Annotated in this window: 14 protein-coding genes and 1 riboswitch; of the genes, 10 read left to right on the forward strand and 4 right to left on the reverse strand. The window is 59.8% G+C overall.

Features of this window, described 5'->3' with window-relative positions; genetic code table 11:
- Positions 1–179: 179 nt before the first annotated feature.
- On the reverse strand, positions 180–1472 hold the full coding sequence (locus CMG77_RS12190; protein WP_286804108.1) for an NAD(P)/FAD-dependent oxidoreductase: 1293 nt from the start codon (positions 1470–1472) through the stop codon (positions 180–182).
- A gap of 13 nt (positions 1473–1485) precedes the next feature.
- The gene (locus tag CMG77_RS12195) at positions 1486–2478 is read right to left on the reverse strand and encodes a Gfo/Idh/MocA family protein (RefSeq protein ID WP_123639544.1); all 993 of its coding nucleotides are present in this window, start codon (positions 2476–2478) and stop codon (positions 1486–1488) included.
- Positions 2479–2769: 291 nt separating this feature from the next.
- Here CMG77_RS12195 and CMG77_RS12200 point away from each other — a divergent pair, with 291 nt between their 5' ends.
- The 10 genes from CMG77_RS12200 to CMG77_RS16225 all read left to right on the forward strand — a co-directional run bounded on the left by CMG77_RS12200 (position 2770) and on the right by CMG77_RS16225 (position 13038).
- On the forward strand, positions 2770–4395 hold the full coding sequence (locus tag CMG77_RS12200) for a methyl-accepting chemotaxis protein (protein WP_286804109.1): 1626 nt from the start codon (positions 2770–2772) through the stop codon (positions 4393–4395).
- Positions 4396–4544: 149 nt separating this feature from the next.
- The gene (locus CMG77_RS12205; RefSeq protein ID WP_123639542.1) at positions 4545–5054 is read left to right on the forward strand and encodes a DUF6249 domain-containing protein; all 510 of its coding nucleotides are present in this window, start codon (positions 4545–4547) and stop codon (positions 5052–5054) included.
- Positions 5054–5632 (forward strand): RNA polymerase sigma factor, encoded by a 579-nt coding sequence (locus tag CMG77_RS12210; RefSeq protein ID WP_123639541.1) that lies wholly within the window; start codon positions 5054–5056, stop codon positions 5630–5632. The genes CMG77_RS12205 and CMG77_RS12210 overlap by 1 nt, the downstream gene beginning before the upstream one ends.
- The gene (locus CMG77_RS12215) at positions 5629–5970 is read left to right on the forward strand and encodes a DUF5056 domain-containing protein (protein ID WP_286804110.1); all 342 of its coding nucleotides are present in this window, start codon (positions 5629–5631) and stop codon (positions 5968–5970) included. Before CMG77_RS12210 ends, CMG77_RS12215 begins: the two co-directional genes overlap by 4 nt.
- A 37-nt stretch (positions 5971–6007) precedes the next feature.
- Positions 6008–6114: riboswitch (TPP riboswitch) on the forward strand.
- Between the two features lie 123 nt (positions 6115–6237).
- Positions 6238–8355: a TonB-dependent receptor gene (locus tag CMG77_RS12220; protein WP_286804111.1), complete on the forward strand. Its 2118-nt coding sequence runs from the start codon at positions 6238–6240 to the stop codon at positions 8353–8355.
- Positions 8356–8713: 358 nt separating this feature from the next.
- Entirely contained in the window at positions 8714–8965 is a 252-nt protein-coding gene (locus CMG77_RS12225; protein ID WP_123639538.1) for a YkoF family thiamine/hydroxymethylpyrimidine-binding protein, read from the forward strand.
- A gap of 16 nt (positions 8966–8981) precedes the next feature.
- Positions 8982–9617 (forward strand): nicotinamide riboside transporter PnuC, encoded by a 636-nt coding sequence (gene pnuC, locus CMG77_RS12230; protein WP_123639537.1) that lies wholly within the window; start codon positions 8982–8984, stop codon positions 9615–9617.
- Positions 9610–10380, forward strand: a complete 771-nt coding sequence (locus tag CMG77_RS12235; RefSeq protein ID WP_286804113.1) for a phosphotransferase — start codon at positions 9610–9612, stop codon at positions 10378–10380. Before pnuC ends, CMG77_RS12235 begins: the two co-directional genes overlap by 8 nt.
- 137 nt (positions 10381–10517) lie before the next feature.
- Positions 10518–12509: a PhoX family protein gene (locus CMG77_RS12240; protein WP_286904657.1), complete on the forward strand. Its 1992-nt coding sequence runs from the start codon at positions 10518–10520 to the stop codon at positions 12507–12509.
- A 274-nt stretch (positions 12510–12783) separates the two neighbouring features.
- Entirely contained in the window at positions 12784–13038 is a 255-nt protein-coding gene (locus tag CMG77_RS16225) for an ion channel (protein ID WP_502691891.1), read from the forward strand.
- 58 nt (positions 13039–13096) lie between these two features.
- Here CMG77_RS16225 and CMG77_RS12250 read toward each other — a convergent pair whose 3' ends face one another.
- Both CMG77_RS12250 and CMG77_RS12255 read right to left on the reverse strand, forming a co-directional pair.
- A complete protein-coding gene (locus tag CMG77_RS12250) occupies positions 13097–14809 on the reverse strand; it encodes a bifunctional protein-serine/threonine kinase/phosphatase (RefSeq protein WP_286904660.1) in 1713 nt (570 codons plus the stop codon).
- Between the two features lie 45 nt (positions 14810–14854).
- Positions 14855–15667 carry a formate/nitrite transporter family protein gene (locus CMG77_RS12255; RefSeq protein ID WP_123639532.1) on the reverse strand — a complete coding sequence of 271 codons (813 nt, stop codon included), beginning with the start codon at positions 15665–15667 and terminating at the stop codon, positions 14855–14857.
- Between the last annotated feature and the right edge of the window lie 669 nt (positions 15668–16336).

Raw genomic sequence — 16336 nt, forward strand, 5'->3', positions numbered from 1 at the left:
ACGCGGAGTTCTACTGCTGCGCTCGGCCGTAGGGCGGATAAGCGAAGCGCATCCGCCGTTACACGGGGGGCGGAACGAAAGCGTGCTAGTTCCCGGAACGTTACGTTGGCACTGCGGAGGGAGGGTATACCCTCCCGCAGCACTCTAAGTGAAGTGCCGTCAATATTTAAGCAATACCATCAATGCAACTTCAACCGCGGTCGTAACCACCGATTGATTTTACCCGCCAGCATCAGCAAACCGGTCTTGATCAAACCGTGCACCGCCACCTGATGCATCCGGTACAGCGAGATATACACCACCCGCGCCATACGACCCTCAATAAACAGACTGCCCCGAGTGAGGTTGCCCATCAGGCTGCCTACGGTCGAGTAGTTCGCCAGGGAAATCAGCGAGCCGTGGTCTTTGTAGTGGTAGGTTTTCAGCGGCTTGTTGTGCAGGCAGGCGAGCAGGTTGTCGTAACAGGTATCCGCCATCTGATGGGCCGACTGCGCTCGTGGCGGCACTCGCTTGCCATCTTCCTGAATGAACTCGGCGCAATCACCAATGGCGAAAATCCGTTCGTCCCGCGTGGCCTGCAAATGCGGATTGACGGTCAACTGATTGATCCGGTTGGTTTCCAGACCGCCGATGTTGGCCATAAACTCCGGTACCTTGATGCCGGCGGCCCAGACCATCAGGTCCGCTTCAATGAAATCACCGTCTTTGGTGTGCAGGCCGTTATGCTCGGCTGAGGTCACCATCGTCTGAGTGCGCACCTTGACCCCGATGTTGGTCAGCTCGCGGGTGGCCGCGGCGGAAATGCGTTCGGGCAGGGCGGGCAGGATCCGTTCGCCGGCCTCCAGCAGGGTTACGTGCAGGTGCTCATTGGTGATGGCATCAAAGCCATAGTGGTGAAACTCTTTGACGGCATGATGCAGCTCCGCGGAGAGCTCCACGCCGGTTGCGCCGGCGCCCACAATGGCAATGCGTACTTCATCCGGTTCGTCGGGAACGCGCTGAATTCGCAAGAACCGGTTGAGCAACTTGTTGCGAAACCGGTGCGCCTGCTTGGCGCTGTCGAGAAAGATGCAGTGCTCTTTCACACCGTGAGTGCCGAAATCATTGGACACCGACCCCAGAGCCATCACCAGGTAATCGTAATCAATGCGGGTGGCGGGAATGTACTCCACACCTTCCTCGTCCAGAACCGGCGCCAGCACAACCTGGCGCTGCTCGCGATCGATGTCGGTCAGGGTGCCGATGCGAAAGTGAAAGCCTTTGGCGTACGCCTGGGCGCGGTAGCTGACCGCATCGTTGCCCTCATCCATGGTGCCCACCGCTATTTCATGCAGCAGCGGTTTCCATAGATGGGTGGTGTTGCGGTCCACCAGGGTAATATGGGCTTTCTTCTTTCGGCCCAGCTTGCGACCGAGCCTGGTGGCGAGTTCCAATCCGCCGGCGCCACCGCCGACCACAACAATTTTCTCCATGAAATGCCTCTCCTCAGTCCAGGTTGACCCAGCGGCTTTCGTCCGAGCTGGTGAAAAGCGCATCAATAATGCGCATATTGGCTTCCGCATCCCACAGCGGGGTAGGGGCCGGCGTGTCCTCCTGGATGCTCTGGCTGAAGGCGTCCACCATCAGCTGGTACTGATTGGGTTCTGGAAAGCTGAAGGTCTGCTTTTCCCCACTGATAACCAGGGTAACCCGGTTCTCATCGCCGGGTTCGGGGTTGAACGGCTTCTCCAGGCGGATCATGCCTTTCTCACCGTGGATTTCCGCCCACTGCGTAGCCTCGGTTTTGGTGGTGACGGTAAAGGTGGCGGTGCCGTCGGGGAACTCCATGATGGCCGAGGTCAGGCAGTCCACCTCGTAGCCAGCCAGTGGCTGCACGCTGCCGACCACACGCACCGGCTCTGCGCCGTAGACATGCCGGGCGGAGGAGATGCCGTAGCAGCCAATGTCCATCAGCCCGCCACCACCGATGTCCGGCAGGTTGCGGATGTTCTCATCGTCCCGGTTATTGTAGGCAAAGAAGGCGGTGTAAGTCCTTACTTGCCCCAGGTCCCCGCGCTCCAGCCATTCGCGCACATGCTGCCACTGGGGGTGGAAGCGGTACATGAAGGCTTCCATCAGCTTCTGCTTGGGGTGGGCCTTGGCCGCGGCCTTGAGCGCCTGCAGGTCTTTGACGTCCAGGCTGATGGGCTTTTCACACAGTACGTGCTTGCCCGCTTCCAGCGCCTGAATCGACAGCGGCACATGCAAGTGGTTGGGCAGGGGGTTGTAGATGGCGTCGATATTTGGGTCCGCCAGCAGGGCTTCGTAGCTGCCGTGGGCCACGGGAATGCCCAGCTCGTCGGCAAAGGCGCGGGCACTGTCTTCGGAGCGCGAGCCCACGGCGACCACTTCACCTCGCTCGGAGGCCTGAATGGCGGGAATGACTTTCTTGCGACCAATATTGGCGGTGCTGAGCACCCCCCAGCGAATCTTGTTCATGGCAAGCTCCCTAGCGTTGTGGGGACAGGATCAGTAGGCCGTTAGTGTACACCAGGGGGCAAAAAAGGCTTCAACTTTGCAGCCTCACCGCCGACAGCCTTATCAGGGCCGGCACGGTGGTACCTGAAGTCCTGTGCTAGAGTCCAAGAGGGGCGGTGGTGCCCGTGACGAACGAGACAACGACTTTGAAAACTGCGGGAATATCCCCGGCCAGGGGTGTTGGTTTTCATACCAGAAAATTTGGGGCGAGTGAAAAGGAATAACAACAGCCCGGAATCTTGGGATCAGACTATGTTTTTACGTGCGTTAAATATCGGCCCGCGACTGGCCGCTGGCTTTGGAGTCATGCTCTTTTTATTAATTGGTCTGGGGCTCTTCGCTTTGTATGAAATGGCCCGGATGGACGAAATTTCCTCTGAGATCAACGACGAATGGATGCCCGCGGTACGTGCGGTAGGGGACCTCGGGACCAGTATTATGCGCTACCGGGTGTTTACCCTAAGGACTGCCGCGGATGAAGACCCGGTGATGGTTGAGCAGAACATCGAGCGCATGCAGGCGGTGAAGGCGGATGTCCGTGCCAATCAGAAGCGCTTTGAGCAGGTGATCAATAGTCCCGAGGTGCAAGCGGCTTATGACCGATACGTGGACGCTCAATCCGAGTACTTCGAGAACGCTGATATTCTCGTCGACTTTGTCCAGCAGGGGGATTTCGGTTCGGCGATGGGGATCGTCAATATAGCCTTGGGCGGCCCGGCCGATCGAATGGCTGACGCATTGTTGGAGTTGTCAGATATCAATCAGGAAGGCTCTCGTCTAGCGGATGAACGAGGTGCCACGGTTTTTGCGGCAGCAAAACTGGCGGTGATTGTGGCCATTGTGGTTGCGGTGCTGCTCGGTATCGGGCTGGCGGTATTCCTTGCCCGCAGTATCGTTCAACCGTTGGGCCAGGCGCTGGATAATGCCGAGACGATCGCCGGTGGTGATCTCAGCCAATCCATTGAGGTTAAAGGCAATGACGAACCGGCCCGCCTGCTCAATTCGCTGGCGGTCATGCGGGAGAACCTGCGCAGTGCCATCAGTCAGATCTCAAACTCCTCCACCCAATTGGCCTCGGCAACTGAGGAGTTGAGTTCGGTGGCAGAAGACTCCTCGCGCAGCCTGCAGGAGCAGACCGACGAGATTCAGCAGGCGGCCAGTGCGGTTACCGAGATGACCGCGGCGGTAGAAGAAGTGGCTCGCAATGCCACTGAAACGTCGGAGTCGTCCGGTGAATCCGCCAGTGCCACCAAAGATGGGCTGGCTAAAGTGCGCGAGACCCGAAAATCCATCCAGTTTATGACCGATGAAATCGACAAGACCTCGGAGTCGGTCAATGGCTTGGCCGAACAGGCCAATGACATCGGTAAAGTGATGGATGTGATTCTGGCCATAGCCGAGCAGACCAACCTGCTGGCCCTGAATGCGGCGATTGAAGCGGCGCGGGCCGGGGAAGCCGGTCGCGGTTTTGCTGTGGTGGCGGACGAAGTACGCGCTCTGGCGCACCGAACTCAGACTTCCACCAAGGAAATCGAGACCATCATCAACAACATTCAGAGCGGTACCAAGGATGCGGTGTCTTCCATGGAACTGAGCAGCACCCGCGCCACGGAGACCCTGGCGGTGGCCAAGGCCGCCGGCGAGGCGCTGGAGCGAATTGCCGAGGGCATCGACGATATCAACGAGCGCAACCAGGTCATTGCCAGCGCTTCGGAAGAGCAGGCCAGCGTGGCGCGGGAAGTGGACCGCAATCTGGTCAAGATCAGCGACATCGCCACCCAGTCGGCGGCGGGCGCGAATCAGACCAGTGCGTCGGCCGAAGAGCTTTCCAAACTGGCGGTGGAGCTCAATACGCTGGTCAGCCGGTTCCAGCTGTAAGCGTGTTGCGGTGGGCTTTCGGGCCCACCGCGCTCGCCCCCGATTTTTTTTGCCCGCCTTTGAATCCAGACCCGCCATTGCCCTCGTCTTGATTGGTAACCCAGCGCCTCGCTGGACGCGCTAGAATGACTGATACGAGGAAATGGACCATGAAACATCTGACTCTGAATCACCTGTTGCGCATTGCGGCCGTAGCGCTGCTCGCCTTTGGCTTGATCAGTGGGGCTGTGCCCGCTTTAGCGGAAACCGCCAATTGGCAGCAACATATGCCCGAGCATATTCCCGGGGGCGATGCGGCGGCCCTGATCATTCCGGTTGTTGCCATCCTGATGGTGTTTGGCGCTCCAGCGCTGGCGGTGATTCTGATTGCCCTGTTCGTCTTCCGCCACCGGGAGCGGCGCCAGCAACTGCTCAACGAACGTATCCAGAAGTTTCTGGAGGCTGGCCAGCCGGTGCCGGAGAACCTGATGGAGGACGCGCTGCCAAGCCCGGTCCGCAACCTGAACCAGGGGTTGGTACTGCTGGGGGCGGGTATCGGTCTGACGGTGTTCCTGACCCTGATGACCGGTTTCGCTATTGGCAGCATCGGGCTGATCCTGGTGGGCATGGGCCTGGCCAAGATCCTGATCTGGAAACTCGCTGAGCGTCAGGCGCAGTAATGATCCCTAATCCTGAGCCTCTGTCTGACGCGGGCCTGATTGCCCGCGTCATGACCCAGCAGGACCAGCACGCCTTCCGGCAGTTGGTCCTGCGCTATCAGTCGCCGGTACGCCGTTGGGCCCGGCGCCTGTGCAATGGAGACGAGGCCGCGGCCGACGATCTGGCTCAAGAGGTGTTCATCAAGGTCTACCGCTCGCTGCACAGCTTTCGGGGCGAAGCGCGTTTTTCCACCTGGCTGTATCGCATTGCGTTCAATCTGGCGGCCAGCCAGAAGCGGCTGGCGCGGGAGCGCTGGACCAAGGTTGACCTGGAGGACGCCACGCCTGAGCTGGACAGTCATCAGGTGCAGGCGGGGCATGCCGGCTCCCTGGACGCCCGGCGCGACCTGGAAGCGGCCATGGCCCGATTGAGCCAGCCCCAACAGTGGGCCCTGCGCCTGAGCCTGGAGGAAGAGCTCACGCAGGAAGAGGTGGCCGAGGTGATGGGCATTCCCCTTGGTACCGTTAAAACCCACCTGCTCCGTGGTAAAAAGGCCCTGAGAACCCATCTGTCATCCTGGCAGGAGACGGCACAATGAAATCCGATATTCCCAACGACGAGCGCGAACTGGACGCCTGGCTGAGCCAGACGCTGCAGCGTAACAGCGACCACATTGACGACGCCGGTTTTACCGATGCGGTGATGCACCGCCTGCCAGTGCGCCGCGCGGGGCGTTTGTCCAGAGTCCTCTGGGTGCTGTTGATGGCGGGACTGGCCGGTCTGCTGGCGCTGGTACTGATTCCCGCCCCAACCTGGGCCTATGCGCTGGCGGGGGCGATGCTGGCAACGCCGTTGACGGTCGTGATTCAGGTGGGGCTGCTGGCGACGGCGGTGTTGGTGGCCGGCGCCAGCTACTGGGTCTGGCAGGAGGATTGATCGTTTGGCGATAGCCCCTCATTCGCGTTAGAATTGGCGCCACTCCTCGGGGAGGTCATGTACCTGAGACGCTCTGACCACAGAGCGGACCCGTTGAACCTGATCCGGTTAATGCCGGCGTAGGGATAGGAAGAGGAACCAGCGCCCTCGAAATAGTCGTAGGGTGCCGCAGGCCAGCCCCTTGGCCCGCCACAATAAATAGCGTTCCAGCACACTCCCGCTCGCATACCGGGTCTCCACTTAAACGTTGTTTTGGAGACTCTGCCCATGAACCCGACACGCTTTTCGCTTTCCGCTTTGACGGCCGCGCTTTTGACGGTCAGCACTCAGGCACAGGATGTGGCCCAGATCGATGAAGAAATTCTGGTCACCGCCGATTTTCGCCAGTCCGGCCTTCTTGACCTAGCCGCCAGCGCCTCGGTCATTGATGCCGAAACCATCCGCCAGCGCGGCGCCGACCACCTGTCCCAGGTGCTGAATACCGCGCCCAACGTCAACTTTTCCGCCGGCACCTCCCGGGCCCGTTTCTTCCAGATTCGCGGTATCGGCGAGCGCAGCCAGTTCGTCGAGCCGGTCAACCCGTCGGTTGGCCTGATCATCGACGGTATTGATATGACCGGCATTGGCGCCGGCGCCACCACCCTGGATATCCAGCAGGTCGAAGTGCTGAGGGGGCCTCAGGGCACGCTCTACGGCGCCAACGCCATGGCCGGCCTGATCAATATGGTCTCGGGCACGCCCACTGAATCATTCGAAGGTACGGCCAGCCTCGGGTTGGCCGAGTACAACACCCACACTGCCAGCGGCGTCATCAGCGGCCCGGTATCGGACACGCTCAGCTATCGCCTTGCGGCGGGCACCACCCTCAGTGATGGCTATCAGGAAAACGCCTTTCTCGGCACCGACGACAATGCCGATATCGATGAGCAGACCCTGCGGGGCAAACTGCGTTGGCAGCCCCGCGCCGACCTCACGGTCGACCTGACTGCCTTCTATGTCGATGTCGACAACGGTTACGACGGCTTCTCCCTGGACAACACCCGCACCACTCTGTCGGACCAGCCGGGCCACGACCGCCAGGAGAGCACCGCCGGTTCGGTGCGCCTGCAGTGGCAGGCTACCGAGGCGTTTGATGTGGAGGCGCTGGTCAGTCACGCCCAGTCCGATCTCGAATATGGCTACGATGAGGACTGGGCCTACGAAGATATCTGTGTCGACTTCGAGTGTGTTTTCGACGGCTACAACTCCTTTGATAACTACCTGCGGGACAACGACAATACCAGCGTCGACCTGCGCCTGGTATCGCGCAATGCAGAGGATGAGCTGGGCTGGGTGGTCGGTACTTACTACCGGGACCAGAGTGAGGACTTACGCCGGGAGTACACCTACCTGGAAGAGGATTTCCGAAGTGCCTTCAGTACCGAGAACACCGCGCTCTACGGTCAGTTGGATATTCCCCTGGCCGAGCGCCTGACCCTGAAAGCCGGCCTGCGCCACGAAACCCGCGATGCCGACTACGCTGACAGTGACGGCGCCGTATTCAGTCCCTCGGAAGACATGTGGGGCGGCAAGCTGGCTCTGGAATATCGGGATGAAGCGGATAACCTGTGGTACGCCCTGGCCTCGCGCGGCTTCAAGGCCGGTGGCTTCAACAGCAGTCAGACGCTGGCGGCGAATGAGCGGGAGTTTGACACCGAAACCCTATGGAATTACGAAGCGGGCTGGAAGGGCGAAGCACTCGACGGTGCCCTGCAGACCCGTGTGGCGGTGTTTTATCAGGACCGGGACGATGTGCAGACCAAGCAGTCCCGGGTGGTTCCGGACGAGGGCGATGACTGTCCCTGCAGCTTTATCGACTACACCACCAACGCTGCGGCGGGCAGTGCCCGAGGCCTTGAGCTTGAAGCCAATGCCCGGCTCAACCGTATGACCGAGGTGTTTGCCAGCGTGGGCTTACTCGATAGCGAATTTGACGACTTCCAGAGCTTCGCGCACGTCGGCGCAAACGAAGAGACTGGTGAGCCGGAGGATCTGAGCGGCCGCGATCTGCCTCATGCCCCGAGCTATCAATTCGCGGTGGGTGCGCTGTTTAACCTGACGGAGCACTGGTATGCTCGCGTGGAGTTGGAGGGCAAAGATGAGTTTTATTTCTCCAGCCGCCACGAGGAGCAGTCCGATGCGTATGAATTATTGAATGGCCGGATCGGTTATCGTGCCGATAGTTGGGAGGTGGCGCTCTGGGGCCGCAACCTGACCGATGAGGACGTCAAAACCCGGGGCTTCGGCGCCTTCGGTAACGACCCTCGAGATGGTTATGAAACCAAGCCCTATTATCAGTTCGGCGAGCCGCGCGTTGTGGGGGTTGATTTTAATCTGCGGTTCTAGGCGGGCTTTTTTAGGTTCGGGGGCGTCGGTGTCAGGAACCTTGACTCAAGACACGCCGTACATACGTCCCTGTAGGCTCGGATCGCGGGTCCCCCGCTCTACGGTCTTGAGTCAAGGTTCCTGACACCGACTTAGCGTAACGTTCATGCAACGCAATCAAGTTGGACGGTTAAGGTTTAAAGAAGTGTAATACGTTCGGCGAAGTGGTAATCCGGTACACGCCCCCAAGACCGTAGAGCGGGGGACCCGCGATCCGAGCCCCCAGGGATGGGTTCACGGCGTGTCTTGGGGGCGTGTACCGGATTACCACGCCCCCAACAGCTCACCGAAAGCCACCCAGTTAAAGAGAGGCAACACCATGAAACTCTCCGTAGAAATCAGCATGTACCCGTTTAATGGCGACTACATTCCGCCCATCAAAGGGTTTATCGACTGGCTCAACCAGCAGGAAGGCATTCTGATTCAGACCGTGCCCACCTGCACCATCATCACCGGCGACTACGACCGCGTCATGGACATCCTGCGTGATGGCATGAAATACAGTTACGAAAAGTATGGCAAAGCCGTATTCGTCACCAAATTTCTGCCCAATTATGAAGCCCTGAACTGATGGAAACCCTGAGTTGATGAACGACATCACCCAACAATTGGCCGACACCTGGTCCCAGTGGCTCGGCTGGGAGCTGGTCGCGGTAACGCTTGCGCTGGCCTACCTGGTATTAGCCGTGCGTCAGAACGCCCTGTGCTGGTACGCGGGCTTTCTGAGCACCGCCATCTACACCGCGCTCTACTGGAACGTCAGCCTGCTGATGGAGTCCGGGCTCAACGTCTACTACATGGCCATGGCCGTTTACGGTTGGTGGCAATGGCGTCACGGTGGTCGGGGTGATACCGAACTGCCGGTGCAGACCTGGCGCTGGCGAACCCACCTGCTGGTGATCGGGGGCATTGTGCTGGTCAGCCTGGCCTCCGGTACCTGGTTGACGATGTTCACCCAGGCCGCCTGGCCCTATCTGGACTCCTTCACCACCTGGGCCGCCGTGGTGACCACCTATATGGTGGCCCGAAAGGTTCTGGAAAACTGGCTTTACTGGATGGTGATCAACAGCCTGCAAATGATCATCCTCTGGGAGCGCAGCTTGTACCTGACCGCACTGTTGATGGCGCTGTATCTGATCATCTCGGTCTTTGGTTGGCTAAGCTGGGTTCGTGACTATCGCGGCCAGAGCAGTGATCGCGCCGAGGAAGCGGCCTGTGCCTGACGCGTTTACTCGCCTCGAAACCGCCCTCGCCACCTGGCGGGAGTGGCCGCTGCCGATCACTGACGCTCCCCGCGTGCTCGGTCCCATTGAGGGCGGGCGCACCAATCGCAGCTTTCGCCTGCGAGCGCCGGGGCTCAACGATGACCTGCTGCTTCGCCTGAACAACCCCCGGGGCCCGCACCTTGGGATTGACCGGGCGCAGGAGGCCGCGATTCTTGACACCGTCGCCGAGGCGGGATTGACCCGGGGTGCCTGTTATTGGTCACCGCAGCGAGACTTCACGGTTTTTCCGCATATTGATGGGCGCACCTGGAGCGACGCTGATTTTCAGGACCCCCGGCAGCGTCGTCGGTTAATGGAGTGTCTGGGGGCGGCGCAGGTGCTGGCCCCGGGTACGCCCCGTCGTTCCTATACCGCTTACCTGGACCACTATTGGCAGCAATTGGAAAACGCGGGTGCGATTGACGCAGCACTGGCGTCGAGCTGGTGGCTCTTTCGGGAAACCCTGGTGGCGTTCGACCGGTCGGATTGGCCAGCAGTCCTGACCCATCATGATCTGATTCCCGAAAATGTCCTGGAGACCGGCGATCGTCTGTACCTGATCGATTGGGAGTATGCCGCCGTGGGACATCCGGATATTGATCGCTGGTGTATCGACCCCACACTGGTGCGGGAGCCCTTCGTTCACGAGTTGGCTAGGTGGACCAACGCGCTGTGGGAGCGGATCGTTACCCTGTCTGACGAGCACCGGACGGTCACCTGATGCGATTCTTCCGGGGCTCATCTGGCACTTTTTGGCGAAAGCGTGCAGCATACCCGGAGTCGCCGGGTGATTGTGGCCCTATTCCACGTAACGGTGGATGAGAGTAACGGCGAATGAGAGTGAGGTGAACGAAAGTGATGAACCAGTCCGTCCTGATCCAGTGCGCCGACCAGGCCCGCGATACGCGGGTAAACCCCAGCGATAACCGACACCTCAATCAGGTCAGCCACGCCCGGCGCCGGGTTCTGAAAGGTGGCCTGGGCCTGTTGGCCGGCCCCTTTGCGGCGTCCACCCTGCTCAGCGCCTGTGCCAGCCGGGAAGGCGCGCCCGCCGCTTTTCGGGACAGTCCGCGCCCGGCCATCGGGTTCAAGCCGGTGCCGGTGGCGAGTGATCCGGGTTACGACCGGGTGGATGTGCCCGAGGGCTACACGGCCCGACCCTTTTTCAGTTGGGGGGACCCAGTGGAAAGCGGGGCGCCCGAATGGCGTCCCGATGCGCAGAACACCTGGACCGAGCAGGCCCTGCAGTCCGGTCAGAACCACGACGGTATGCATTTTTTCCCTTTTCCGGATGCGCCCAATGAGCGCGGCCTGCTGGTGATCAACCACGAGTACATCAACGCGACGATTCACCCCGATGGCCCCACCGTCACCGAAGATGAACAAGGCCGGCGGGTAAGGCCGCTCAATGAAGTCCGCAAGGAGCAGGCGGGCCATGGGCTGAGCATTATCGAGCTGCGCAAAGATCCCCGGGGCGACTGGCAGCGCGTTTACCCCTCGCGCTATAACCGTCGCCTGACCGCATACACACCCATGACCCTCAGCGGCCCCTGCGCGGGTGCGGAGGCGATGAAAACTGCCGACGATCCGCAAGGGCGGGAAGTGCTGGGGACCCTGAACAACTGCTCCATGGGGGTGACCCCCTGGGGCACCTACCTGATTGCCGAGGAAAACTGGAAAAACTATTTCGTCAATCGCGACGCGGCGGATCATGCCCGTCGGCGTGAACACCATCGCTACGGCATTGCCGCCGGTCTCAACAGCCACTACAACTATTGGGAATCGGCCGATCCGCGCTTTGATGCGACCCCTCGGGCCGAGCAGCCCCACGGTGGCCATGTGAACGAACCCAACCGGTTTGGCTGGGTGGTGGAGGTGGATCCGTTTGACCCTGACTCCAGGCCGGTCAAGCGCACCGCGTTTGGTCGCATTGTGCGCGAAGGCTGCACCTGCGTTCAGCATCCGGATGGCATCCTCGCGTTTTATTCCGGCGATGATACCCGGGGCGAATACGTCTACAAGTTTGTGCCGGAAGGTCGCTTTGATGCCGATAACCCGAAGGCCAATCGGGATCTTCTGGACAAGGGTACCGTTTACGTCGCGGTCTATCACGAAGATGGCACCGGCGAGTGGCGCCCGCTGGTCTGGGGGGCGCCGGGCCTCACCGAAACAGATGGCTTCCGCGATCAGGCCGATGTGCTGATCAACTTGCGCAGTGCGGCCGATGCGGTGGGCGCAACCCCAATGGATCGCCCAGAGTGGACCGCGGTGAACCCCTTTACCCGCGATGGCTACGTGACCCTGACCAATAACACCGATCGGGGTGTCGATCCGAACGAGCCGGTCGACGCCGCCAACCCGCGCCCGGAAAACCATCACGGCCAGATATTGCGCTGGCGGGAGGACAACCGGCATCCGGCGGCCACCGCCTTTCACTGGGAGCTGTTTTTGCTCGCTGGCGAGCAGCCCCCGGCCGACGAAAGCTGGCAAACCGATCACCAATACGGCACCATCAAGGGGGATATTTTTGCCAGCCCTGATGGCCTATGGTTTGATCCTGAGGGGCGCCTCTGGATTCAGACTGACTTCAGTGACGGCAAGTCGGTTTACGATGCCATGGGCACCAATCAGATGCTCTGNGCCGATCCGGTGACCCGGGAGGTGCGTCGTTTTCTGACCGGCCCGTCCGGCTGCGAAATCACCGGTATTACCGCGACGCCGGATGGCACCGCGATGTGGATCAATGTTCAACACCCGGGCATCAGCTACCCGGCCAGCGATGGCAAAACCCGGCCGCGTTCCACCACGGTACTGATCACCAAAAACGACGGTGGCGTGATCGGCACCTGACCGCTCAAGGCTGGCAGGTCATGTGGCGTAAACGGTTGGCGATCCGTCAATAGAGAGACTGTTGATGAACCTTGGCGCAAGTTCTTCAGTTATCACCGTAGTGGCCACGGCGGTCGTGGTGGCCCTGGGGGTGGTGTTTCATTACGAAGTGATCCAGTGGCTCAACCGCTGGCATATCGACCGACACCGACGCTTTGGTCGCAACCACCGGACCCGCCCGGTCGTGCTGCTCACCATGTTTGTTCTGCTGTTCGCCCATGTGGTTGAAATCTGGATGTTCGGTTTTGTGTTCTGGTTGCTGTTGGGTTTGGATGGCTACGGAGTGATTCAGGGCTACAGNGAGNTGACGCTGCTCGANTGCGTNTANTTTTCGGCCGCGAATTACACCACNGTGGGGTGGGGCGACTTGTCGGCCGCCGGAGATATACGNTTTCTCGCCGGTACCGAGGCTCTGGTGGGTTTTATGATGATCACCTGGTCCGCGTCGTTCAGCTACCTGGTGATGAATCGGGCCTGGGGTGGCGATTAGGGGACACGCTGGGTCGCGTAGGGCGGATAAGCCGAAGGCGCATCCGCCGTAACTCAACCTACGCAAACTGCACGACCAACAACACCAACAGAATCAACGACACACCCTGCCANAACAATACCGGGTTNCGCTCAATCAANGGCGGTNGCGATTTTCGANCGAACGCGGGGTTGGGGTTGTTNAGATCATANATAAACTCGGATAGCTCGGTGTAGCGCTTGTGCGGACTGATCTGCGTGGCCTTGCGCAAGCATTCATCCACCCAGTCGGGAACCGANGGCCGGTGTTCCTGAGCACTGCGATAACGNAGTTTGTGNTGTTCNGCTCGGGTCCGGGTCCGGGCCACCTTGGGACCATAGGGGTGCTTGCCGGTCAGCATNTGATAGNCNANCACGGCCAGGGAATAGAGATCGCTGCGCNGGTCTCCCGGTTCGCCGAGAAAATATTCCGGGGCGGCGTACAGGGCCGCGCCGTAGATCACCCCGTCGCGGCTTCGTCCTTCACTGAGGCCCGCGACGCTGGCGGAGCCGAAATCAATAATNNTGACCGTTCCCTGAGNNTCNATCATNAGGTTNTCNGGNCGNAGNTCGCGGTGCACCATGGCCTGNCGATGCAACGCCTGCAGTCCGCTNNCNACCTGNTGCACGATATCCCGGACNNTGGCCANATCNGGANNNGGNTTATCTTTCAGCCACTGACTCAAGGTCTGGCCNTCAANATATTCCNNCGCAACGTACAGAAAGCCGCGTTCNTGCTCNCGCCGAGCGGCTTTAAGCAGGTGGNTGTGGTTAAACCGCCGCGCGATCCAGTCCTCCATTAAAAAGCGTTCGAGATAGTGNGGATTGTCTCTNCCTTCCATAGCCGGGACTTTGATGGCCACGGGGCCATTATTGAGGGTGTCCCGGGCGAGGTAGACATGACTGCGGCTGCTGATATAGAGCGAACGAAGAATCCGATACCCGTCAAAATCCGTACCCGCATCCAGAGCGGGGGGCAACGTCAGGAGCGAAGCCTGGCGGGAAAGCTCCCCCACGGTGGGGTCCGGCAGCGCTTCCACCCGGGCAATCTGAACGCTCAGATTATCCCGACTGCCGCGGGCCAATGCCTGCTCCACCAGGGTTCTGGCCGCGCCGTTGAGGTCATCCCGCTGGGCATCGATTACCTGCGTGATGTCCGAGGCGTCAAAAAACTCGTAGGCCCCATCGCTGGCAAGAATAAAGGTGTCACCGGGCTCAAGGTCGAGTTGGTGATAGTCGAAACGCAGATGAGGATGAACCCCCAACGCCGAGGTCAGGTAGTGGGTGTCGGCATCCACACAGTGGCGATGATCTTCCGTCAACGGTTCCAGCTGTTGATTCGCCAGTCGGTAAATGCGCGTGTCTCCCGCGTGCAACAGGTGGGCGTGACGGGCTTTGAAAATCAGCGTGCTGAAGGTGCAGATGTAACCTCTGTCCCGTTCAAACCGGTACGGGCTGTTGCGCGTCTGCGCGAACAGCCAGGCGTTGAGTGCCTGCAGTACCCGCTCCGCTGACTGCTTGACCGACCAGGCTTCCGGCGTGCAGTAATAATCTTCAATAAAACCACTGACCGCGGTTTCACTGGCGATCTGGCTGACGTCGCTGCTGCTGATGCCATCGGCAATGGCCAGCACCGCCCCTTTATGCCCCAGCGTGGCGCCGGTCGGTAACCGGGCGCCGACAAAATCCTGGTTCACGGATTTGTGGCCGGAATGCGTGTACTGGCCGATGCGAATGCGTAGAGGTTGAGTCATAAAGGTTGGGCCGTCGTGGTGAAACGACGGCCCGGGTCTCTACGGTTAAGCCAACCGACGAGCGGGGCTGGTGCGCACGTGAGTGTAATACAGGGGCAGGCCCACCAGCAGAAAGCCGCCGATCAGATTGCCCAGAACGGTGGGTAGTTCATTCCAGAGCAGATAATCGGCTATGGAAAAGTCTCCACCCATGATCAGACCAAACGGGAACAGAAACATGTTCACGATGGAGTGCTCAAAGCCCATGTAGAAAAACAGCATGATGGGCATCCACATGGCGGCCATTTTGCTGCCGGCGGAGGTGGAAATCATGGCGCCGACTACCCCCATGGAGACCATCCAGTTACACAGGATGCCGCGAATGAAAATGGTGATCCAGCCGGACAGGCCGTGCTCCTTGTAGCCGACGGTACGCGACTCACCAATCTGGGCCGCCTTGGCGGCAATCTCGCCACCATCAATGCTGAAGCCATAGGTCAGAATGAACGACATGCCCACTGCTACGGTCAGTGCCCCGGCAAAGTTGCCGAGGAATACCAGCCCCCAGTTGCGCAACACCTGATTGAGCGTTACACCGGGGCGTTTGTCCAGGTAAGCGAGGGGGACCAGCGTAAACACCCCGGTCAGCAGATCGAACTTCATCAGGTAGAGCATGATAAAGCCCACNGGGAAAAGNACCGCGCCGAGCAGCGGGGAGCCGGTATTGACCATGACAGTGATGGCAAACATGGCGGCCAGCGCCAGAATGGCGCCGGCCATAAAGGCGCGGATCAAGGTGTCCTTGTTGGACATGTACACTTTCTGTTCGCCGGAATCCACCATCTTGGTGACGAACTCACTCGGTTCGATATAGGCCATGAAGTTGTTTCTCCTGAATTGAGGCGGTGATGCTTGCGGTGCAAAGACGTGCTTCGCCAATTGGTAATCGGTGAGTTGCAACCGTCGTGCCACGCAGAAAACATCTGAAGAAAAGGTGGCGTTTTGTGCANAAGGAGCCGAATTTTGGCCTCCCCGAATGCGGTTGCTCCAACGGAGGGCGCTTTTTGTAATCCTGTGCTCAATNCTGGTTCATCGGAAAAGAGGCTTTGTGCACGGAAGCTGTGCGCTGANTGTTGCAAGAGCACCAATGCGGAGCGCTGCTCATGGTTGGGCGATAGAGGTGTATCCCGTTCAGACTGAGTTCAGAATCCCGGAGNCATACTGAACCCACTGTTTCGAATGACCGATCTGGAGGTGTTGAGTATGAAAACCCTATTGTCTGCTACGCTGGCTGGTCTGGTATTGATGGCTCCGGTGGCACTACATGCCGCTCCACCGCCTCATGCGGCGGCNTGGGAGCACAAAAAACACCATAAAGAGCGCGCGCGAGAAGCCCGTAAATGGGAGCGGGAGAGAGAGCGTGAAATGAGGAAGTGGCGCCGGGAGCGCAGACATGACGCGTATCACCATCGCCACGAAAACTATCGGGACGACGCGTATCGTTATCGCTCAAGAAGTCATGATCATCACGATCATCATCAGGAGCGC

Origin of the sequence: Marinimicrobium sp. (assembly GCF_002695945.1) — a bacterium.
GTDB classification, from domain to species: domain Bacteria; phylum Pseudomonadota; class Gammaproteobacteria; order Pseudomonadales; family Cellvibrionaceae; genus Marinimicrobium; species Marinimicrobium koreense.